Here is a 19924-nt window from a genome sequence, read left to right on the forward strand (position 1 = left end):
GCTCTCTGTCCTGTTTTATTCGGTGTATTGTTCTCACCGTGTCTGGAGAGGAATTTAGGGGAGATGCATAAAATTCGACTTAAAAGTCAGCCTTAACAGTAACTTACCGGCGAGATTGAGCATTCAGGCTTAATGTTTGCTTACTCCGCACCATTTGCGGGGCCTGATCCGGAAGCGCTGTTCCAGCCTGAGAATGCCGGCTTTTCGGGGGTTAGAGCAGCGTGCAACATTAAACTTTCGTCATTTGAGAAGTGCCTTTGTTGAGGCTAGATACTGGCCAGCAACAATCCATTGGAGGGACCATGACGCTTCGTCTTGCACAGTATTTTGTGGTCGGCGGGCTGTTAAGCTTTACCGGCTTTACGAGTTTCGCTCACGCGGAACCGGTTATCACAGCTCCACAGATGACCATGTATAAGGACCCCTATTGCGGCTGCTGCGAGGGCTGGGCTGAACATATGAAAGCCGCTGGCTTCAATGTCACTGTGAAGGTCGAGGAAGCGATGGATACCGTAAAGGCAAAGTATGGTGTCGGTGCCAATCTTGCCTCATGCCACACAGCAGTCGTGGACGGATATGTCATCGAGGGGCATGTTCCAGCCGGTGCGGTCAAGCGGCTGCTGGCTGAACGTCCGCAAGCCACGGGACTGACCGCGCCCGGTATGCCTATGGGATCACCTGGCATGGAAATGCCGGGCAGCAAAGCCGATACCTATGATGTTCTGCTTTTCAAAGGCCAGATGACGAAGCCATTTGCCCGCTATGAAGGGACACAATCGCTATAAAAGCTAGATCGGCAGGCTCGCACGGGCCTGCCGTCTCTTTTCGAAGAAGAGCAGAATACGAAAAGCGATGAAAATGACGATGCAGGCCGCATTGAACCCGACGGTCAGCGGCTTGTATTCGAAATGTCGCGAAAAAACGGAATAAATGGCAATTTCGCCGAGTGCCGCCACGAACCACAACACAGGCCCCCAGGGCGCGCGCATCCACAGCCCGGTTGCCGCAACAGGCATCAGAACGGCCAGAGCGACAACGGCTGTCTGCCAGGGCCATGGCATAAGATCGAAACGCCAAAGAAGCCCCGGGTGAATACCGATCAGCCTGATCCAGTAGAAAACGCCGCTGGCCAGCGCCACAAGAGCGAGTATCCGAACGAACCATGTGAAGGCCCATTCTGTTCCGCTCGGCTGGGTATGCTGGCGTAGCTCGTTCATATGCATCAAAAGGTCAGTTCCTTGTCACCCAGATTTGCAAAATAGGCATTGACCTGTTCGGGCTTCACTTCATCGAGCGTTGCCGGTTTCCACGCTGGCGCACCGTCCTTGTCTATAAGCAATGCGCGAACGCCCTCATAGAAATCGTGCGCTTCCAGCATGCGGTTGGCAATGCGGTATTCCATGCGCATGCAATCATCGAGATCGAGCGGGCGACCATCGGCAATCTGGCGGAAAGTCACCGCGACACTCGTTGGCGAGCGTGTGGCGATTACCTTCACGATGTCCATCGCAGCCTTGTTGCCCGCCTGGGCTTCTTTTTCCAGAGCGGCCATGCAATCGCCAAGCGTTGCACCGGAAAAGCATTCCGCGATGATCTGGCGCGTTTCGACGGAAGTTTCAAAATCGGGATACTGGCTGCGCGTCAGTGCCGCGTCGATGTCGGCAGTCGCAATGATATCGTCTCGCAGATCATGCAGATCGCTTGCAGCTACGGCATGAGTTGCAATCCCGCTCTGCAGGCAGTCGCCCCAACGGATGCGATTACCGGTCAGTGCCAGATAGTATCCGAAATTGTCATGCAGATGCGGCAGGAACGCACTGCCGCCCACATCCGGGAAGAAGCCGATGCCGGTTTCCGGCATGGCAAACATGGTGTTTTCCGTCACGATGCGATGCGAACCGTGAACGGAAATGCCCGCACCACCGCCCATGACGATCCCGTTGATCAACGAGATATAGGGTTTTGGGAAACGGCCAATACGCGCGTTGAGCCGATATTCGTCGCGGAAGAACTCGTAGGCGGGCGTTCCAGCCTGACCAGCCTTGTAAGCGGCAACCACATCGCCGCCCGCACAAAACGCACGTCCTTCGCCTTCCACAATCACGCAGGCCACTTCAAGGTCGTCTTCCCAGGCCTGCAACGCGCGGTCGAGCGCCAGAATCATTTTATGCGTGAGCGCATTGAGAGCCTCGGTCCGCGTGAGCTTCACAAGCCCCGCTTTTCCCTTGCGCTCAAAGCTGATTTCGCTGCCACCGCCGAAGTCAATCTGCATATCCTGTCTCCCGTTCCATCAAATGGGTAGAAAGTGAGACGCCCCGCGTCAATCCTGCACAGGTCAATGTTCTTGGTTTCATCACTTTTCCCATGATAAACGGTGCGCATCCGATATCAGCCTTGTGATTTCATATTCCAAGGCATCAATTCTCGGGAATAGCTTCATGACCGACCGCCAGTCCAAATATTTGCCCGCCAATATCAGTCAGCATGTCGATGACGTCACCGGCAGCAGACGTCTGCGTCGCATGCGCAAGGCCGACTGGTCGCGCAGGCTGGTGCAGGAAACCCGGCTGACGGTCGATGACCTCATCCTGCCGTTTTTCCTGACCTATGGAACCGGTGTGGCGGAACCTGTGGAAGCAATGCCCGGTGTCGAACGCTATTCGGTCGATATGGCTGTTCGCATGGCGGAAAAGGCCGCCAAGCTTGGCATTCCTGCCATTGCCCCCTTCCCCCGCGAAAAACTGGAAGTGAAAACCGAGGATGGCGCCTTCGTCGCAAGCCCGGACAACCTGATCAATCGCGCCGTGCGCGCAATCAAAAAGGAAGTGCCGGAAATTGGTATCATCACCGATGCGGCACTTGATCCCTTCACCACGCATGGCCATGACGGCATTTTGCGGAACGGCGAGATCGTCAACGACGAATCGGTCGCCATGGTGGTTCGCGGTGCTCTTTCGCAGGCTGAAGCCGGTGCGGATATCATCGCGCCGTCCGATATGATGGACGGTCGCGTCGGCGCCGTGCGTCAGGCGCTGGACGAACATGGGTTCTGCCACCTGCCGATCATGTCCTATGCCACCAAATTCGCGTCGGCCTTCTATGGTCCGTATCGCGATGCCATCGGCACGCAGGGACTGCTCAAAGGCGACAAGAAGACCTATTATCTCGACCCGGCCAATCCAGAAGAAGCCCTGCGCGAGGCCGAGCAGGATATTGCCGAAGGCGCCGACATGCTCATGGTCAAGCCGGGCCTGCCCTATCTCGACATCATCCATCGTCTGAAGAGCGAGTTCCGCCTACCCACCTATGCCTATCAGGTGTCGGGTGAATACGCGATGATCAAGGCCGCTGGTATCAATGGCTGGATCGACGAAGAAAAGGTGATGATGGAAAGCCTTCTGGCGTTCAAGCGTGCAGGCTGTGACGGAATTCTTACTTACTTCGCAATCGAAGTGGCTGAAAAGCTTAAGCAACAGAACTGAACCACAAGTGTTACCGGCGGGAAATCACCAAATTTCCTTGAAACCGCCGATTTTGGTTCCCATGTTGATGACTGTTCCGCTGAGGTAGCGGGACAGCGCCGGTTGTCTCATTCCCCGGACGCTTCCTTGGAAACGACTGGAAGGAAAAATGTCCGACCATATTCTGCACGGCGAAGTCATGGGCCCGCGTTATGAAAGCCGCGCATTCTTTGAAGGCGTGCGCACGCGCCGCATTATGGCTTTTCTTATCGATTACCTGATTGTCTTTCTACTCTGCATCCCAGCTGCAATCGTCATTGCAATACTCGGCATCATTACGCTGAGCCTCGGCTGGATGCTCTATGGCATCATGTTTCCCATGGTGGCGCTGTTTTATGTAGCGCGCACGCTGGGCGGACCGCAGCAGGCCACCAAGGGCATGCAGATGATGAACATCAAGCTCGTACGACTTGAAGGCGGCACGGTCGATCCGATGCTCGCAATCGTTCATACAGTCCTGTTCTGGGGCTTGAATGTGGTGCTGACGCCGCTGATCCTGCTTGCAACGCTGGTTCTCGACCGCAAGCGCACCGTGCACGACCTTCTACTTGGCACAGCCGTGATCCGTTCGGATCGATAAGCGGATAGAGTTGAAGACGCATCGTGTTTTCCGAAAATCGATTCCGATTTTCGGGCTGATGCTTCAGATCAAAAAAATTCAGAGCCGGCTGCGCAAAATGCCTATTGACGTTTTGTGCCGTCGGCTCAATCCTTAGAGACAGTATCGTGATGGTTTTGCCAGAGCATTTCCAGCAAAAGTGCGAAGCGGTTTTGCGTAGGAAAATGCGTCAAAGCGAGTAAATTAAGCCATTTCGTGGATATTGAATGACTCATCAACCGCAACAGTCTCCGCAGTTCTTTCTGACAGCTCCGTCGCCCTGCCCTTATCTTGAGGGTCAGATGGAGCGAAAAGTCTTTACGCATCTGGTCGGTGACAAAGCGAACGAAATCAACGATCTTCTGACCCAAGGCGGTTTCCGCCGTTCCCAGAACATTGCCTATCGTCCGGCCTGCGAATTGTGCAGAGCATGCATATCCGTTCGCATCCTCACCGGAGAGTTCAAGATGACGCGCAACATGCGCCGCGTCTGGACGCAGAACAATGACCTGATCGGGCGCGTGCACAAGGCACAGCCCAGCACCGAACAATATGCGCTTTTCCGCGATTATCTCGATGCGCGCCACCGTTCGGGCGGCATGTCGGACATGACTGTCCTCGACTATGCGATGATGATCGAGGATACGCATGTGAACACGCAGATCATCGAGTATCGCAAGCGCGGCCCGGATAGCTTCATCAGCGCCAAGGGCGACGGTGAATTGATCGCGGTAGCACTCACCGATGTGATGGCCGATGGCCTATCAATGGTCTATTCATTCTTCTCACCGCATATGCATGACCGGTCGCTTGGGACCTACATGATCCTCGATCATATCCAGCGCGCACATGCCGCCGGTCTGCCGCATGTTTATCTCGGCTATTGGGTCGAGGGATCACGCAAGATGCAGTATAAAATCCGCTTCACTCCGCAGGAACATCTGGGCCCCCGCGGCTGGCAACGGTTTGAGGGTTAGACATAAAAAGCGGCGAAAGCCGCTTTTTTATTGATCCGTTTGCGCAGTGTCTGAATCAAATAGCGGCAGGCCGTGGCGAAAATGGTGATTTCGAGAACCGGAGCGCAGCGTACATAAAGGTACGTGAGCACCGGAAGCACAGAAATCGCCATTTTCAGACCGGCATGACGACTTTTAGATCAGGCACTTAGAACTTGCCTGAACGCGGAAAGCCCTTCGGCACCAGACGGCCCGCAGAGGCGCGTGCGCCGATCCACTCGACAAGCTCTTCCTTGTTGCGATTGAAGGTGCGCTCTGCCGAATCCTGCCAGGAAAGCCCCTCGGCAAGTGCAAAGGTGCGGACGTCGGAAACACCGCCATCCTTGTATTTTTGCAGGCGCACGCCCTTGCCGCGTGTCATTTCCGGAATGTCGGAAAGCGGGAAGACCACCATCTTGCGATTCTCGCCGACGACAGCGATATGATCGCCCGAAACGCGCTGGCAAAGCTTTGCCTCGTCCGGCGCCTTGACGTTCATCACCTGCTTGCCCTTGCGGGTGTTGGCGACCGCTTCGTTTTCCGGAACGATGAAACCGTTACCTTCATGGCTGACAAGCAGCAGTTTCGCGGATGGATCATGCACGAAGGCCGTCAAGATATCCTGATCGTTTTCCATGTCGACAAGGATGCGGATCGGCTCGCCATGGCCGCGACCGCCCGGCAGCGTGTTTGCGCCGATGGTGAAGAACTTGCCGCCCGTCGTGAAGAACAGAAGCTTGTCCGTCGTCTCGGCATGGAAAGCGAGCTTGAGCTTGTCGCCTTCCTTGAAGGCGAGCGTCGAGAAATCGGCCAGATGCCCCTTCATCGCGCGCAGCCAGCCCTTTTCCGAAACCACGATCGTGACCGGCTCACGCTCGATCATCGCCTGATGAATATCTTCCAGATCGTGGGTCGGCGCATCAGCAAAGGTCGTGCGACGCGCGCCGAGCTTGGTCTTCGGACCGAACTTTTCGCGCACCGACTTGATTTCGGCGCTGATCTTCTTCCACTGGCGTGTGCCCGAAGCGAGCAACCCTTCGAGATCGGTCTTCTCGACGGTGAGATCGTCGAACTCCTTGCGGATTTCGAATTCCTCGAGCTTGCGCAACGAACGCAGGCGCATATTGAGGATCGACTCGGCCTGAACGTCGGTCAGCTCGAAGGTCCGCATCAGGTCCTGCTTCGGCTCATCCTCCTCGCGGATGATGCGGATCACTTCATCCAGATTAAGATAGGCGATCAGGAAGCCACCAAGGATTTCCAGGCGTCTTTCGATTTCCGCCAGACGGAATTGCGAACGGCGGACAAGCACTTCCTTGCGGTGGTCGAGCCACTCGCGCAGAACGCTGCCCAACGACAGAACATTCGGCACCTTGCCATGCGACAGCACGTTCATGTTCAGTGAAACGCGGCTTTCCAGCTCGGTCAGCTTGAACAGCGATTCCATCAGCAGTTCAGGATCGACAGTCCTGTTCTTCGGCTCCAGAACGATACGGATGTCTTCCGCCGACTCGTCACGAATGTCGTCGAGCAATGGCAGCTTCTTTGCCAGCAGCAGCTCGGCAATCTTTTCGATCAGGCGCGATTTCTGAACCTGATAGGGAATTTCGGTGACGACGATCACCCAGGTGCCGCGATTGCCTTCTTCCTTCTCCCAGCGCGCGCGCACACGAAATGCGCCGCGGCCCGTGCGATAGGCTTCCAAGATATTGCCATGCTCTTCGACAAGGATGCCGCCGGTCGGGAAATCCGGGCCACGCACCTTGCACTTCAACAGAGCAGCCGGGTCGGTCTCGGCTTCGCGCTTCAGTTCTTCCCATTGCTCCGGCGAGGTAACGAGTTCCTCAACCGGCGTGTCAGGATGATTGATGATATAGAGCGCCGACGAGCAAAGCTCCGCCACATTATGCGGCGGAATATTGGTCGCCATGCCGACCGCAATGCCCGCCGAACCGTTTGCAAGCAGGTTCGGGAAAGCGCCCGGCAGAACGATCGGCTCTTCGTCCTCTTCATTATAGGTCGGGCGGAAATCGATGGCGTTTTCGTTGATGCCTTCCAGCAGCAACGTCGCCACTTCCGTCATACGCGCTTCGGTGTAACGCATGGCAGCCGCGTTATCGCCGTCGATATTGCCGAAGTTGCCTTGCCCGTCCACGAGCGGATAACGCACCGCGAAATCCTGCGCCAGACGCACCAGCGCATCGTAGATCGACGCATCGCCATGCGGATGGAACTTACCCATCACATCACCGACGATACGGGCGCATTTTGCATAGGCCTGATCGGGATTGAGACGCAGCAGACGCATGGCGTGCATGATGCGACGATGCACCGGCTTCAAGCCGTCGCGCACGTCCGGCAGCGCACGATGCATGATCGTCGACAGCGCATAAGCGAGGTAACGTTCCTCGAGAGCCGATTTGAGATCGACCCGTTCGATGTGTTCTTCGCCGTCATCCGGCGGAATCAGACTTTTTCCCATGTCTCTCAGTACCAACTGCGCGATTCGCCAGCAAGAGTTCAGGAGAACCAATCCAGTACATTAGTGTGTAATAGTCGCAATCCTGCCGCCATTTATGTCCTATAGAGGTATCAAGGGTAAGTTTCCCCGGCTGCAATCGCAGGATGAGGAAATCATGTTGTTATTGCGAGTGATTTCCGCCTATGAATGCCGCGCTATATTAGAGATTAGGCAGGAGCTTCGAATGCAGGTTTTCGTCAATATCAAGCCAGCGGCACGTGTTTTGGCTGCAGGTACAGCGCTTTCGCTGATTTTCGGCAGCGCGGCCATGGCAGCTGACGCCAATGCAGTCGCCGAGCGTATCAAGGCACTTTATGCGAAACAGGGCGGCGAACTGAGCTTCGCCAATGTTCAGGCGAACGGCTCCGACATCGTGCTCCAGGGCACCAAGATCAAGCTGCCGACGGTGGGCGAAAAAGAAACCGCCCTCGGCGACGTGACGCTCCAGAACGTTCAGGATGCGCCGGACGGCGGCTACAGCATCGAACAGGTCACCGTGCCCGATCTTGCCTTTGCTGGCGAGGAAGACAAGAACGACAAGGCCGAGATCAAGGGCCTTGCCATGCAGAACGTGTATATTCCGTCGGAAACCGCCAAGGGTCCGCTCGACAGCATGGTCATGTATGACAAGCTGAAGATTGACGAAATCCAGTTCGGCACCCCCGGCACGGATGGCGCCACCGTAAAGGGTTTCGACCTGTCGCTCGACACCTCCAACAAGGCCGAGAAGATCGGCTATGTCTGGACCATCGCCAATATCGACGCGACCTTTGAGAAGGGCGGCAAGAACCCGCTTGCACCGCTCGACATGAACACCTTCAACGGCTCGCTGAACTCCAAGGGCAGCTGGTCGCCGACTTCGGGCGACACATCGCTGGACCAGCTGGAACTTCAGGCCGAGGAACTTGGCAAGATCAACATCACCGGCAGCCTCGGTGGGTATGATCTGGCCTTCCTCGAAGCCGTCCAGAAGACACAGGAAAACATGAGCAAGGCCGACGCAGACAAGGATGCTGCCGGACTTGCAATTCTGGGTCTGGCGGAACAGCTGAACTTGAAGAACCTGTCGATCCGCTTCGACAACGAAACCCTGACCCAGAAGCTTCTCGACTATTACGGCAAGCAGCAGGGCGCGGATGGCAAGCAGCTTGGCGAGCAGCTGAAAATGATGGTTCCGCTGATGGCGACACAGCTGAAGAACCCTGAATTTGCCCAGCAGCTCAAGGCCGCATCCGACAAGTTCTTCGATGATCCGAAGTCGCTGACCATTAGCGCATCGCCGGACCAGCCGGTGACCTTCGCTTCCATTGTTGCCACCGCATCGCTGGACCCGACGAAGATCATCCAGCTTCTGAAAGTCAGCGTCGACGCTAATAATTAAAACCAAAAAGCCCGGTGAGAAAACTCATCGGGCTTATTGTTGCCTAATAAAAAAAACCCGGCTCAAGTCCGGGTTTTTGCTTTTCATAGAGGTCGCTTAGCTCTTCTGTACCGGAGCCAGACGGATATGCAGGTCACGCAGTTGCGCGGGCGACACATCCGAAGGCGCATTCATCAGAAGATCGAGCGCCTGCTGGTTCATCGGGAACAGCGAGATTTCGCGCAGGTTCTTCGCACCGACCAGAAGCATGATGACGCGGTCGATACCGGCAGCCATGCCGCCATGCGGAGGTGCACCGTACTGGAACGCACGATAGAGACCGCCGAAACGCTCTTCCACGTCCTGCTGGCTGAGACCAACCTTTTCAAATGCCTTGACCATGACGTCCGGCAGCTGGTTACGGATCGAACCGGAAGCGATTTCGAAGCCGTTGCAGACGAGATCGTACTGGTAAGCCTTGATGGCGAGCGGGTCCTGATTTTCCAGCGCGTCCATTCCGCCCTGCGGCATGGAGAACGGGTTGTGTGCGAAGTCGAGCTTCTTGTTGTCTTCGTCCCATTCGTAGAACGGGAAGTCGATGATCCAGGCCAGTTCGAAACGGTCACGATCGACGAGGTTCAGTTCTTCACCAGCGCGCGTGCGGGCATCGCCTGCGAATTTGTAGAACTTGGAGGGCAGACCAGCAACGAAGAAGCAGGCATCGCCGTCTTCCAGACCCATCTGCGTGCGGATCGCTTCCGTGCGCTCTTCACCGATGTTCTTGGCAATCGGGCCAGCGCCTTCAAGCTTGTCACCTTCCTTGCGCCAGAAGATATAGCCGAGACCCGGCTGACCTTCGCTCTGCGCCCAGGAATTCATGCGGTCGCAAAATGCGCGCGATCCGCCGGTCTTGGCCGGAATTGCCCAGACTTCGACCTTCGGATCGTTGGCGATCATGTTTGCGAAGACCTTGAAGCCCGAACCGGCGAAATGGTCGGTCACAGCCTGCATCTCGATCGGGTTGCGCAGATCCGGCTTGTCCGAACCATAGGTGCGGATTGCATCGTCATAGGCGATGCGGCGGAACTGCTGCGTCACCGGCTTGCCTTCAGCAAACTCTTCGAAGATGCCGCGCATGACAGGTTCCATCGTTTCCCAGACTTCTTCCTGGGTCACGAAGCTCATTTCGAGGTCGAGCTGGTAGAATTCGCCCGGCAGACGGTCGGCACGCGGGTCTTCGTCGCGGAAGCAAGGCGCGATCTGGAAGTAGCGGTCGAAACCGGCAACCATCAGAAGCTGCTTGTACTGCTGCGGCGCCTGCGGCAGCGCATAGAACTTGCCTTCGTGAATACGGCTCGGCACGAGGAAATCGCGTGCGCCTTCCGGCGACGAGGCCGTCAGGATCGGCGTGCTGAACTCATTGAAACCGATTTCGGTCATGCGGCGACGCATCGCGGCGATGATCTTCGTGCGGCTCATGATGTTCTTGTGCAGCGTTTCGCGGCGCAGATCGAGGAAACGGTACTTCAGGCGGATATCTTCCGGGTAGTCCGGCTCGCCGAAGACCGGCAGCGGCAATTCCTTGGCGGCTGCGAGTACTTCGATCTCGGTTGCGAAGATTTCCACCTCTCCGGTCGGCAGATTCGTATTGACCGCATCGTCTGCGCGGGCCTTCACTTCACCATCGACGCGGATAACCCACTCGCCGCGAACCGTCTCGGCAACCTTGAACGCGGGCGAATCAGGATCGGCCACGATCTGGGTAATGCCGTAATGATCGCGAAGATCGATGAAGAGAATGCCGCCATGGTCACGGACGCGGTGAACCCATCCGGAAAGGCGAACGTTCGAACCAACGTCCGTCTTGCGAAGGGCTGCGCAGGTATGGCTGCGGTAACGGTGCATGATTTCTGCCTTTTGGTAAGATAAGTCAGTGCAGGCAAAGCGCTGCAAATTCTGGCGGAAAAGCGCATTTTGACCGGGTTTTGTCAAGTCTGCACTCTCTACAAGGGTCGAGGTTCGGGGCACATGACGCAACGTATCGACAAAAAACACGATTTGCACTTGTTATGCTGCGGGTTTTGCGCATTCTTTCGCGACAAGCGGCCGCGCTTTCTCTAAAAGGTAGACATGCATCTCATCACGACGACAGAGGCCCTCGAAGAGGCCGTATCCGCCCTTGCCAAATCCGATTTCGTCACGGTCGATACAGAATTCATCCGTGAAACGACGTTCTGGCCGGAATTGTGCCTTATCCAGATGGCTTCGCCAGACCATACGGCGCTAGTGGACGCGCTGGCACCGGGGCTCGACCTTGCGCCGTTCTTCCGCCTGATGGCGGACGAGAAGATCGTCAAGGTTTTCCACGCCGCACGGCAGGACATCGAAATTGTCTTCCATCTGGGCGACCTCATCCCTTCACCGGTCTTCGACAGTCAGGTCGCGGCGATGGTCTGTGGTTTCGGTGATGCGATTTCCTACGACCAGCTGGTCCAGAAGGTGACCGGCAAACACATCGACAAGTCGTCGCGCTTCACCGACTGGCGCCGCCGTCCGCTTTCGGAAAAGCAGCTCGACTATGCTCTGGCCGACGTTACCTATTTGCGCGACATCTACCTCTACCTGAAGGAAGAGCTTCAGAAAGAAGGCCGCAGCGAGTGGGTAAACGAGGAAATGGCGGTGCTGACTTCCCGCGAAACCTACGACCTGCATCCGGACGATGCCTGGCGGCGGGTCAAGGCGCGCGTCCGCAAACCGCTCGAACTTGCCATTGTGCAGGCTGTGGCCGCCTGGCGTGAACGCGAAGCACGCGAGCGCAATGTGCCGCGCGGACGTATCATCAAGGACGATACCATCGCTGAAATCGCACAGCAGCAGCCGCGTGACGCAGAAGCACTCGGTCGCCTTCGTTCGATCCCGAAAGGCTGGGAGCGCTCGGCACAGGCTGCAGGGCTTGTCGCTGCGATCCAGTCAGCGCTTGAAATCCCCAAGGAAGATTTGCCGAAATTGCCGAAGCCGTTGCATTCGCCGGAAGGCAGCGCTGCTGCTGCAGATATCCTCAAGGTTCTGCTCAAGCTTGTGACGGAAGAGCACGGCGTCGCGGCAAAGATCGTCGCCAGTTCTGATGACATCGAAAAGATCGCCTCAGAAGGCGAAAAGGCCAATGTACCTGCCCTGCATGGCTGGCGTCGCGAGGTGTTCGGTCAGAAAGCCCTCGATCTCATCGACGGCAAGATCGTTATCAAGTTCGAGAACCGGCGGATCAGGGCGGTTGAGTTAGGGGAATAAGGCAATAGGGCAGTAAGGCAGTATGTGAACGTTTGCGTTAAACATACCGCCTTACTGCCCTACTCACTTACTGCCTTATTCCCGTGTCCCCTCAATCGCCGCGTCACCGACCGCGAAATAGATATTCTTTCCCGTCAGCTTGGAAAGCTGCTGCAAGCGGCCTTCGGGACGATCCGAAATCAGATCGGCAAGGTCTCCCGGCACGACAAGCGCAATGCCGTTTTCCTCTTCACGCCAGACAAGGCGCGGGATGACGCCCGGCATCGAAGCCGACAGAAGATAGACCACGCGCAGCAAGGCTCCGAGCAACTTCGCCCTTTCACGCAGGCGCGGCGTGGCGAGTTGCATGATTTCCGGTGCAATCTCGTCTTCGATCAGACCTTCATGACGATAATAATTGGCAAGCGCCATGAAGGAACGCCCGGCATGGTCGATACCGCCGAACGAGCCGTGAGCAATGATGTTCAGCGCCTGTGATCCGCGATAATCGGGATGCGCGCGCCAGCTAATATCGGCCACGAGACAGGCAGCCTGCCTGTAGCGCGCTTCGTCTTCGGTTTCGTCAAAACCGAGCACCGGCAAGGACAAAGTCGTCCATGTTGCCAGTTCGCGAGCATGACGCGGAGAGCGTGAGCGCAGAATGGACAGTTCGTCTGCCGAGGCCAGCAGCGGATCGAGCCGCTGTTCGTTCTTGGGCAAAAGCGAATAAAGATAGCCTTCGCGTACGCCGAGCGCCGAGAAAACGATCTTCGAAGGCTTCATCAGACGGATCGTCTCCAACAGCACCGTAGCACCATAGGCCAAAAGCTGGCGACGGTTTTTCGAAACCGCCTCGATGCCGCGCATCGTGTCCAGATTGCCCTTGGCAACACGCTTGAGGAAGCTTTGCGCTTCCACCGGGTTTATCTCATAGCCGTGCATGACATGGAGCGGATAGTTCTTCGCCGTCATATGCAGCTTGGCAAGGTTACGCCAGGTACCGCCGACCGCATAGAACACCTGGCCCTGATGTGCTTGCAGAAGCGTAGCCTTTGCCAGCTCCGTACGCGCGATCTTGGTTGCCTCTGGCAGCCGTCCATCGGACATATCCTGCAAGCGCAGGCCGCCGAGCGGCAAGGTGATCCCCTCGCCTACCTCGTGGTCGTCCACTGCGATCAGCTCAAGGCTGCCGCCGCCAAGGTCACCTGTCACGCCCTTTGGTCGATAGAAGCCCGAAATGATACCAAGCGCCGAATAATGGGCTTCTTCCTTGCCGGACAGCACTTCAATGTGCCGGCCGAGAATGGCTTCCGCCTGAGCGATGAAGTCCGGGCCGTTTTTCGCTTCACGCGCAGCCGCAGTCGCCAGCGCGTGGATGGATACAGCGCCGGCCTGCTCGGCCAGCGCGCGAAAACGCTTGAGCGCACGAAGCGCCGCCTCAACGGATTTCTCGTTGAGCTTGCCGGTTTTCGCGAGGCCTTTCCCGAGACCGCAGAGTATCTTTTCGTTGAAAAGCACCGTCGGAGAACGGACAATGCCTTCATAGATGACGACACGGATCGAGTTCGAGCCAATGTCGATGACCGCGACGGGCTTGAGCCCCTTGAGGCGGCCTTGTGCTACAGCTGGACTCATGCAGTCGTTTTTCTTTCCGCCTGCGCGCGCTTGCGATGCGCGATAAGGCGGGGGGCCGAAGACTTCAGCGACTTTCCGCGACCCGACAGGCTAGGATTGGTCATGAAATATTCCTGCGCGTTGAAAGCTTCCTCTCCTGCTTCTTTTTCTATCCGGCGAGAGGTGCCGTCCGCAAGTAGCTGATAGCTCTGTTGGTTATCAATTATGTTGGCAAACATGATTTGCGACAAGATTTGCTGGTGCACTGTGGCATTTGTGATCGGAACGAGGGTCTCCACCCGGCGGTCGAGATTGCGCGGCATCATGTCGGCGGACCCGATATAGACGATTGCCTTGTCGGAAGGCAGGTCGTTGCCGTTTCCGAAACAGAATATACGGCTGTGCTCCAGAAAACGCCCGACAATCGACTTGGCGCGAATATTGTCGGAAAGTCCCGGAACACCTGGACGCAGACAGCAGATGCCGCGCACGACCAGATCAATCTGAACACCCGCCTGGCTCGCCATATAGAGCGCGTCAATGATCTGTGGATCAACAAGCGAGTTCATCTTCATCCAGATCGCAGCCGGACGCCCCGCCTTCGCATGCGCCACTTCATCCTCAATGTGCTTCAGGATTCGTGCACGCAGCGTGAAGGGTGAAATCGCGATCTTCATCTCTTCGGCAGGCTGGGCATAGCCCGTGATGAAGTTGAAGATATGCGCCACGTCGCGCGCAATATCCGCATCTGACGTAAAGAACGACAGATCGGTATAGATGCGCGCCGTGATCGGATGGTAGTTGCCCGTGCCCAGATGCACATAGGAACGCAGCCTCTGGTCTTCGCGACGCACGACCAGCGACATTTTCGCGTGGGTTTTCAACTCGATGAAGCCGAACACCACCTGAACGCCTGCGCGCTCCAGATCGCGTGCCCAACGAATATTCGCCTCCTCGTCGAAGCGTGCTTTCAGCTCGACCAGCGCCGTTACGGACTTTCCGGCTTCAGCGGCATCCACCAGCGCGCGCACGATCGGGCTGTCGTTAGAGGTGCGATAAAGCGTCTGCTTGATTGCCAGCACATCCGGGTCGGCTGCTGCCTGCCGCAGGAACTGCACAACAACATCAAAGGATTCATAGGGGTGGTGGACCACAATGTCCTTTTCGCGAATCGCTGCGAAGCAATCGCCGCCATGCTCGCGAATACGCTCCGGGAAACGCGGATTGTAAGAGACGAATTTCAGGTCTTCACGCGGGATCGAAACAATCTCCGAAATCATGTTGAGCGCAAGAAGGCCCTCATGCACGCTGATACGGTTTTCCGAAACACCAAGTTCCGTCGCCACGAAGACGCGCAGAGCTTCCGGCATTTCTCCATCAAACTCGATGCGGATCACCTGTCCGCGACGGCGGCGTTTCAGTGCCGTCTCGAAGAGACGAACGAGATCTTCCGCCTCTTCTTCCACTTCGATATCACTGTCGCGGATGATGCGGAATGTACCGGCGCCGCGCACTTCATAACCAGGGAACAACCGCCCGATGAACAGGCTCACTGCGTCCTCGATGGTGATGAAGCGGTAAACATTGGCCTGATCAGTCGGCAGTTGGATAAAGCGCTTCAACGCGACAGGAATACGCAACAGCGCCGTCATAGGATGATTATCGGCACGACGCGCAAGCTGCAGGGCGATGGAAAAGCCGAGGTTCGGAATGAACGGGAACGGATGCGCCGGATCGATGGAGAGTGGCGTCAAGACCGGAAAAATCGTTTCGAGGAAGTGATTTTCGAGCCATTCCTTCTCCTGCCTTGAAAGTGCAGACGGACGAACGATCTCGATACTTTCCTGTTCCAGTTCCTCGCGCAATGCGCGCAGGCGTTGCTGCTGTTCTTCCTGCAGGCGCCCCACTTCGTCGAGAACGAAATCGAGCTGTTCCTGTGGTGTACGTCCATCGGCGCTGCGCAGCGCCACACCGGCGCGCACCTGTGCAGCGAGACCGGCAATGCGGACCATGAAGAATTCATCGAGATTGGCGGCGGAAATGGACAGGAAGCGCAGGCGTTCGAGTAAGGGCTGGCGCATATTCGCGGCTTCCTCGAGAACGCGCCGGTTGAATTGCAGCCAGGAAAACTCGCGATTGACGAAGCGGTCGGCGCTTTGCATCAACTCGCTGTTCAAAGCTTTGTGAACGTCAGGCGCTATCTCCATATCGGGAACCACGGTTGGGTTGGGGGCTAGTCCGGCTGTCATCTCGTGTGTTCCGCCTTGGGATGCGCTGGGGGTTTCGCTCGCCATAACGCTGTTTTCGCTCATTTTTCCTGTCCCGACTTCCACCGGAATATTCCGGCTCTGCCTTAAGCCTATGGCTGTCATATGACAGTTTGATAGCAATTAGCTTGAAATGTCCTCAGAATTGATGAAAACGCTTCCGGAAACAAGACTTTCGCGGTACACGCATGCCAATGTTTACGCATGATCTCGTCCGGCGCACGGTTCAGGACCATGCTCATACCGCCCATCGACCAGAACCGGAGCATATTATGTCCGATCACATCATTCCTCACTTTCAGAACGACGCCGGCCACGCTGCCATCGAAATCGGCGTGAAGGAATTCATGTGCGTTGGTGCAAACCCGCCTTTCGATCATCCGCACGTGTTTCTGGACATGGGTGATGAAAGCGAAGTCGTTTGCCCGTATTGCTCGACCCTCTATCGCTACAACGCCAAGCTCCATGCCGACGAAACCGTTCCGGCAGGCTGCGTTTACGAAGCATCTGCTGATAAGGCTGCTTAATCGGAGCAGCCTCACGACGGGGCTGAATGCCGGATGATCTCATCGACATGAGCAAAGGGCGCATATTGATTGCCGGGGCCGGAGTAGCTGGTCTGTCGGCAGCACTGGAGCTGGCAGCACGCGGCTGGAATGTCCGGCTTGTCGAAAAGGCCGAGACCCTTTCGGAAGTCGGCGCCGGCCTGCAACTTGCCCCCAATGCGATGCGGCATCTGGAACGGCTCGGCGTTGCCGACCGTCTTTCTACCCAAACAGTAACGCCAGAAACGCTCTATCTCATGGATGGGCGTAAAGCGCGGCCGCTGATGGAAATGAAGCTTGGCGACGAGGCTCGTCAGCGCTGGCATCATCCTTACGTCGTTTGTCACCGTGCCGACCTGCAATCTGCTTTGCTCGATGCCTGCCGTGAAGAGCCCCGCATCGAGATCAGTCTCGGCGCTGAAATCACAAATCAACGCGTCGAAAACGGAACCGTTGCGACCACCATCCGCCATGGCAATTCCGAAGAATCCGTCGAAGCAGCCTATCTGATTGCCTGCGATGGCGTCTGGTCGGCGGAGCGCTCGAAGACCAGTTTCAGCAAGGCACGGTTCAGCGGCCATATTGCCTGGCGCACGACACTTGCCGTCGGAGCCCTCCCCGCATCGTTTTTATCCGCCATGAAGACGAGGAACGCCGTTTCCGCATGGCTCGGCAACAAGGCGCATTTCATCGCCTATCCGGTCAAGGGCGGCAGCTTCTTCAATTTCGTCGCCATCACGACGGGCGAAAACCCCGGAGAAGTCTGGTCCAGGACCGGCGATCCGGCACGTTTGCGCACCATCTATGCGGATTGGGGCGCTCCGGTTCGCGATGTTCTGGCAGCGACCGATGCATGGACCTATTGGCCGCTTTTCGAAATGGCAGACGCCCAATTCGTCGGGCCCGACCGGACGATTTTTCTCGGCGATGCATCGCACGCGGTCACACCTTTTGCCGCGCAGGGTGCCGCCATGGCAATCGAGGATGCGGCGGCCCTTGCCGAAGTGCTGGACGGTGACGACCACGAAGCAGCTCTGAAACGCTTCGATAGCGCCCGCAAGCAGCGGATCGCGGCGGTTGCCAAACGCGGTCAGTTAAACAGGTTCGCCTATCACGCCACCGGCATTTTCGCGCTTGGCCGCAACACGCTCTTCGCCATGCGCAGTCCGGAAAGCTTCCTGAAGGATCTGGACTGGCTCTATGGCTACGATGCCATTGCGGCCGTACGGAATTAAGCTGCGTCGCGCGCTGCTTCGAGCGTCGCAACGTCCAGCTTGACCATCTTCATCACGGCATCGGCCACGCGCTGGCGCTGTTCGGCAGTGCCGTTCTGCAGGATATCCAGCACCATTTGCGGGACCACCTGCCACGAGAAGCCATATTTATCCGTCAGCCAGCCGCATTCCATCGGCGCACCACCCTCCATCAGTTTTTCCCAGAACATATCCAGTTCCGCCTGATCCTTGCATTGGACGAAGAGCGAGACTGCCGGGGAAAACTTGAATGTCGGCCCACCGTTGAGACCGGATATCGCCTGCCCGTCGAGCGTGAAGTTCACGACGACCGGCTGATCCTCGTTCTGCCCGTGGCCATGCTTGAAACGGATAGCGCCGTCGATCGAAGCTGATCTTCCACAGGCCCGGAAGATCGAGACATAGTGGTTCGCGGCTTCTTCAGCCTGTCCGTCGAACCAGAGACAGATTGTCAGACCTGACATTTTCTCCTCCCTGCCGCATCGGCCCGAAAATCGGAATCGATCTTCGGGGCGATGCGTAGTTTTAAAGGGTTAGAAGAGTGGAGCGTTCTTTGTGCATCCGTAAGGACGCAGGGCGCTCCAAGTGTTTGTTTTTTCTATTGTCTGGAGTACTCTACCCCATGACCTTGCTGGCTTCTTCCATATCCATCCACATTATCTCCCAGATATGACCGTCAAGATCTTCGAAGCTGCGTCCATACATGAAACCATAATCCTGCTTCGGCCCCGGATCGGCCTTTCCGCCAGCATTCACCGCTTTCTCCACCGTCGTATCGACTTCAGCCTTGCTTTCCGCAGACAGACAGATCAGCACCTCGCTGACTGTGTTGGCATCGGCGATCTTCTTCGGCGTGAACTGGCTGAACTTTTCATGGTCAAGAATCATCGCGTGAATAGTGTCCGAAAAGACCATGCAGGAAGCCGTTTCGTCCGAGAACATGGGATTCTTGGTGCCGCCGATGGCTTCATAGAAGCTGGTTGACTGCACAACATTCTTCACTGGCAGGTTCACGAAAATCATTTTCGGCATGAGATTTCCTCCGTTGGCGGGCCAAGCGACCCGATCTTATTTTACGATTATCTATCGCCTGCCCGGCTCCCCCGGCGATAAGGTCGAGCCATGAGTCTGAGGCCCGATATGCAATCGATGCTTGGTTCTTCCGTGCGTAAAACAATTCACGCGATTGGCATCGGAAGAACTCAAAGTTCGCTTGTACATAATGGCATATAAGTTATAATTAGCAACCATGAAGTTAGAAAAAATAACCAAACCGGGAAAGTCAGCCGCCAAGCGCAGTTATGATGATGCCTGCGCTGCGGCTCATGCCCTTGATTTAATTGGGGAACGCTGGTCTCTTCTCGTCATGCGCGAATTGATGTTCGGCCCCAAACGCTTCAGCGATCTGCGGGCTGATTTGCCGGGCGTGAGTGCAAATGTCCTCACGCAGAGGCTTGAAGGGCTGGAAGAAGCTGGCATTCTTCGCAAAACGAAACTCCCCCCTCCAGCATCGGTACAGGTCTACGAATTGACCGAGTGGGGTTATGAGAGTGAACCTATCCTTCAAACATTGGGTCGTTGGGCAGCGCGTTCGCCAAAGCACGATCCCAACCTGCCGATTTCAACCGCTTCCTTCCTGCTTTCACTGCGAACCATGATGGATCATAACAGGTCCCTCGGTATGCGCGCCGTGATCGGTCTCCGTCTGGACGAAGAAGATTTCACCGCCTGGCTGGACGATGACGGAATTCGGATAGAGCGCGGCACAGCGCAGAAATACGATCTCCATTTCGAAAGTTCTCCGCGCATGCTGGCGGCAGCCATCTATGGAGGGCAGCCGCTTTCGGCGTTGGAAAGCGCCAATGTTCTCAAGGTCATAGGCGACCGCGCTTTGGCAGAAAAATTTGTGACACTGTTCCCTTTGCCCGACAAAGCTCCGCTGCCCGAATAAAATATGCAACTTTTTGGTTGCTCATTTTCGCA

Annotated in this window: 17 protein-coding genes; 9 read left to right on the forward strand and 8 right to left on the reverse strand. The window is 56.5% G+C overall.

Annotated features, from left to right (window positions below):
* The first annotated feature begins 302 nt into the window (after positions 1 to 302).
* Entirely contained in the window at positions 303 to 785 is a 483-nt protein-coding gene (locus tag MKS82_RS05590; RefSeq protein WP_109988406.1) for a DUF411 domain-containing protein, read from the forward strand.
* Positions 786 to 788: 3 nt separating this feature from the next.
* Here MKS82_RS05590 and MKS82_RS05595 read toward each other — a convergent pair whose 3' ends face one another.
* Together MKS82_RS05595 and MKS82_RS05600 are read right to left on the reverse strand one after the other, a co-directional pair.
* Entirely contained in the window at positions 789 to 1223 is a 435-nt protein-coding gene (locus MKS82_RS05595) for a DUF6163 family protein (RefSeq protein WP_109988407.1), read from the reverse strand.
* Entirely contained in the window at positions 1223 to 2272 is a 1050-nt protein-coding gene (locus tag MKS82_RS05600) for an enoyl-CoA hydratase/isomerase family protein (RefSeq protein WP_109988408.1), read from the reverse strand. Before MKS82_RS05600 ends, MKS82_RS05595 begins: the two co-directional genes overlap by 1 nt.
* A gap of 166 nt (positions 2273 to 2438) precedes the next feature.
* Here MKS82_RS05600 and hemB point away from each other — a divergent pair, with 166 nt between their 5' ends.
* From hemB to MKS82_RS05615, 3 genes are all read left to right on the forward strand, one after another.
* A complete protein-coding gene (hemB, locus tag MKS82_RS05605) occupies positions 2439 to 3482 on the forward strand; it encodes a porphobilinogen synthase (RefSeq protein WP_109988409.1) in 1044 nt (347 codons plus the stop codon).
* A 148-nt stretch (positions 3483 to 3630) separates the two neighbouring features.
* Positions 3631 to 4101, forward strand: a complete 471-nt coding sequence (locus MKS82_RS05610; protein WP_006472776.1) for an RDD family protein — start codon at positions 3631 to 3633, stop codon at positions 4099 to 4101.
* A gap of 245 nt (positions 4102 to 4346) precedes the next feature.
* Positions 4347 to 5096, forward strand: a complete 750-nt coding sequence (locus MKS82_RS05615) for an arginyltransferase (RefSeq protein ID WP_109988410.1) — start codon at positions 4347 to 4349, stop codon at positions 5094 to 5096.
* 187 nt (positions 5097 to 5283) lie between these two features.
* Here MKS82_RS05615 and MKS82_RS05620 read toward each other — a convergent pair whose 3' ends face one another.
* Positions 5284 to 7596, reverse strand: a complete 2313-nt coding sequence (locus tag MKS82_RS05620; RefSeq protein ID WP_240578465.1) for a DNA topoisomerase IV subunit A — start codon at positions 7594 to 7596, stop codon at positions 5284 to 5286.
* A gap of 223 nt (positions 7597 to 7819) precedes the next feature.
* Here MKS82_RS05620 and MKS82_RS05625 point away from each other — a divergent pair, with 223 nt between their 5' ends.
* Entirely contained in the window at positions 7820 to 9016 is a 1197-nt protein-coding gene (locus MKS82_RS05625) for a hypothetical protein (RefSeq protein WP_240578466.1), read from the forward strand.
* Positions 9017 to 9112: 96 nt separating this feature from the next.
* Here the strand turns inward: MKS82_RS05625 and aspS are convergent, their stop codons facing one another.
* A complete protein-coding gene (aspS, locus tag MKS82_RS05630; RefSeq protein ID WP_240578467.1) occupies positions 9113 to 10900 on the reverse strand; it encodes an aspartate--tRNA ligase in 1788 nt (595 codons plus the stop codon).
* A gap of 225 nt (positions 10901 to 11125) precedes the next feature.
* Between aspS and rnd the strand changes: the two genes are divergently transcribed.
* Entirely contained in the window at positions 11126 to 12283 is a 1158-nt protein-coding gene (rnd, locus tag MKS82_RS05635) for a ribonuclease D (protein WP_240578468.1), read from the forward strand.
* Between the two features lie 75 nt (positions 12284 to 12358).
* Here rnd and ppx read toward each other — a convergent pair whose 3' ends face one another.
* Positions 12359 to 13897: an exopolyphosphatase gene (ppx, locus tag MKS82_RS05640; protein ID WP_240578469.1), complete on the reverse strand. Its 1539-nt coding sequence runs from the start codon at positions 13895 to 13897 to the stop codon at positions 12359 to 12361.
* On the reverse strand, positions 13894 to 16125 hold the full coding sequence (locus MKS82_RS05645) for an RNA degradosome polyphosphate kinase (protein ID WP_240578657.1): 2232 nt from the start codon (positions 16123 to 16125) through the stop codon (positions 13894 to 13896). Before MKS82_RS05645 ends, ppx begins: the two co-directional genes overlap by 4 nt.
* 290 nt (positions 16126 to 16415) lie before the next feature.
* On the opposite strand from MKS82_RS05645, the gene MKS82_RS05650 reads away from it, so the two are divergent.
* Complete coding sequence (locus MKS82_RS05650; protein ID WP_240578470.1) at positions 16416 to 16670, forward strand: zinc-finger domain-containing protein; 255 nt, start codon at positions 16416 to 16418, stop codon at positions 16668 to 16670.
* A gap of 47 nt (positions 16671 to 16717) precedes the next feature.
* Positions 16718 to 17923 (forward strand): FAD-binding protein, encoded by a 1206-nt coding sequence (locus tag MKS82_RS05655; RefSeq protein ID WP_240578658.1) that lies wholly within the window; start codon positions 16718 to 16720, stop codon positions 17921 to 17923.
* Here the strand turns inward: MKS82_RS05655 and MKS82_RS05660 are convergent.
* Positions 17920 to 18405: a VOC family protein gene (locus tag MKS82_RS05660; protein ID WP_109988418.1), complete on the reverse strand. Its 486-nt coding sequence runs from the start codon at positions 18403 to 18405 to the stop codon at positions 17920 to 17922. The genes MKS82_RS05655 and MKS82_RS05660 overlap by 4 nt on opposite strands.
* A gap of 151 nt (positions 18406 to 18556) precedes the next feature.
* On the reverse strand, positions 18557 to 18973 hold the full coding sequence (locus MKS82_RS05665) for a VOC family protein (RefSeq protein WP_240578471.1): 417 nt from the start codon (positions 18971 to 18973) through the stop codon (positions 18557 to 18559).
* Between the two features lie 217 nt (positions 18974 to 19190).
* Here MKS82_RS05665 and MKS82_RS05670 point away from each other — a divergent pair, with 217 nt between their 5' ends.
* Positions 19191 to 19892 carry a winged helix-turn-helix transcriptional regulator gene (locus MKS82_RS05670; RefSeq protein WP_240578472.1) on the forward strand — a complete coding sequence of 234 codons (702 nt, stop codon included), beginning with the start codon at positions 19191 to 19193 and terminating at the stop codon, positions 19890 to 19892.
* The last annotated feature ends 32 nt before the right edge of the window (positions 19893 to 19924 follow it).

Source organism: Ochrobactrum sp. A-1, assembly GCF_022488005.1.
Taxonomy (GTDB): Bacteria; Pseudomonadota; Alphaproteobacteria; order Rhizobiales; family Rhizobiaceae; genus Brucella.

Bases quoted from the DNA above. Each gene is read 5' to 3' on its own strand.
- MKS82_RS05590 (WP_109988406.1), top strand. From the start codon at position 303: ATGACGCTTCGTCTTGCACAGTATTTTGTGGTCGGCGGGCTGTTAAGC.
- MKS82_RS05595 (WP_109988407.1), bottom strand. From the start codon at position 1,223: ATGCATATGAACGAGCTACGCCAGCATACCCAGCCGAGCGGAACAGAA.
- MKS82_RS05600 (WP_109988408.1), bottom strand. From the start codon at position 2,272: ATGCAGATTGACTTCGGCGGTGGCAGCGAAATCAGCTTTGAGCGCAAG.
- hemB (WP_109988409.1), top strand. From the start codon at position 2,439: ATGACCGACCGCCAGTCCAAATATTTGCCCGCCAATATCAGTCAGCAT.
- MKS82_RS05610 (WP_006472776.1), top strand. From the start codon at position 3,631: ATGTCCGACCATATTCTGCACGGCGAAGTCATGGGCCCGCGTTATGAA.
- MKS82_RS05615 (WP_109988410.1), top strand. From the start codon at position 4,347: ATGACTCATCAACCGCAACAGTCTCCGCAGTTCTTTCTGACAGCTCCG.
- MKS82_RS05620 (WP_240578465.1), bottom strand. From the start codon at position 7,596: ATGGGAAAAAGTCTGATTCCGCCGGATGACGGCGAAGAACACATCGAA.
- MKS82_RS05625 (WP_240578466.1), top strand. From the start codon at position 7,820: ATGCAGGTTTTCGTCAATATCAAGCCAGCGGCACGTGTTTTGGCTGCA.
- aspS (WP_240578467.1), bottom strand. From the start codon at position 10,900: ATGCACCGTTACCGCAGCCATACCTGCGCAGCCCTTCGCAAGACGGAC.
- rnd (WP_240578468.1), top strand. From the start codon at position 11,126: ATGCATCTCATCACGACGACAGAGGCCCTCGAAGAGGCCGTATCCGCC.
- ppx (WP_240578469.1), bottom strand. From the start codon at position 13,897: ATGAGTCCAGCTGTAGCACAAGGCCGCCTCAAGGGGCTCAAGCCCGTC.
- MKS82_RS05645 (WP_240578657.1), bottom strand. From the start codon at position 16,125: ATGACAGCCGGACTAGCCCCCAACCCAACCGTGGTTCCCGATATGGAG.
- MKS82_RS05650 (WP_240578470.1), top strand. From the start codon at position 16,416: ATGTCCGATCACATCATTCCTCACTTTCAGAACGACGCCGGCCACGCT.
- MKS82_RS05655 (WP_240578658.1), top strand. From the start codon at position 16,718: ATGAGCAAAGGGCGCATATTGATTGCCGGGGCCGGAGTAGCTGGTCTG.
- MKS82_RS05660 (WP_109988418.1), bottom strand. From the start codon at position 18,405: ATGTCAGGTCTGACAATCTGTCTCTGGTTCGACGGACAGGCTGAAGAA.
- MKS82_RS05665 (WP_240578471.1), bottom strand. From the start codon at position 18,973: ATGCCGAAAATGATTTTCGTGAACCTGCCAGTGAAGAATGTTGTGCAG.
- MKS82_RS05670 (WP_240578472.1), top strand. From the start codon at position 19,191: ATGAAGTTAGAAAAAATAACCAAACCGGGAAAGTCAGCCGCCAAGCGC.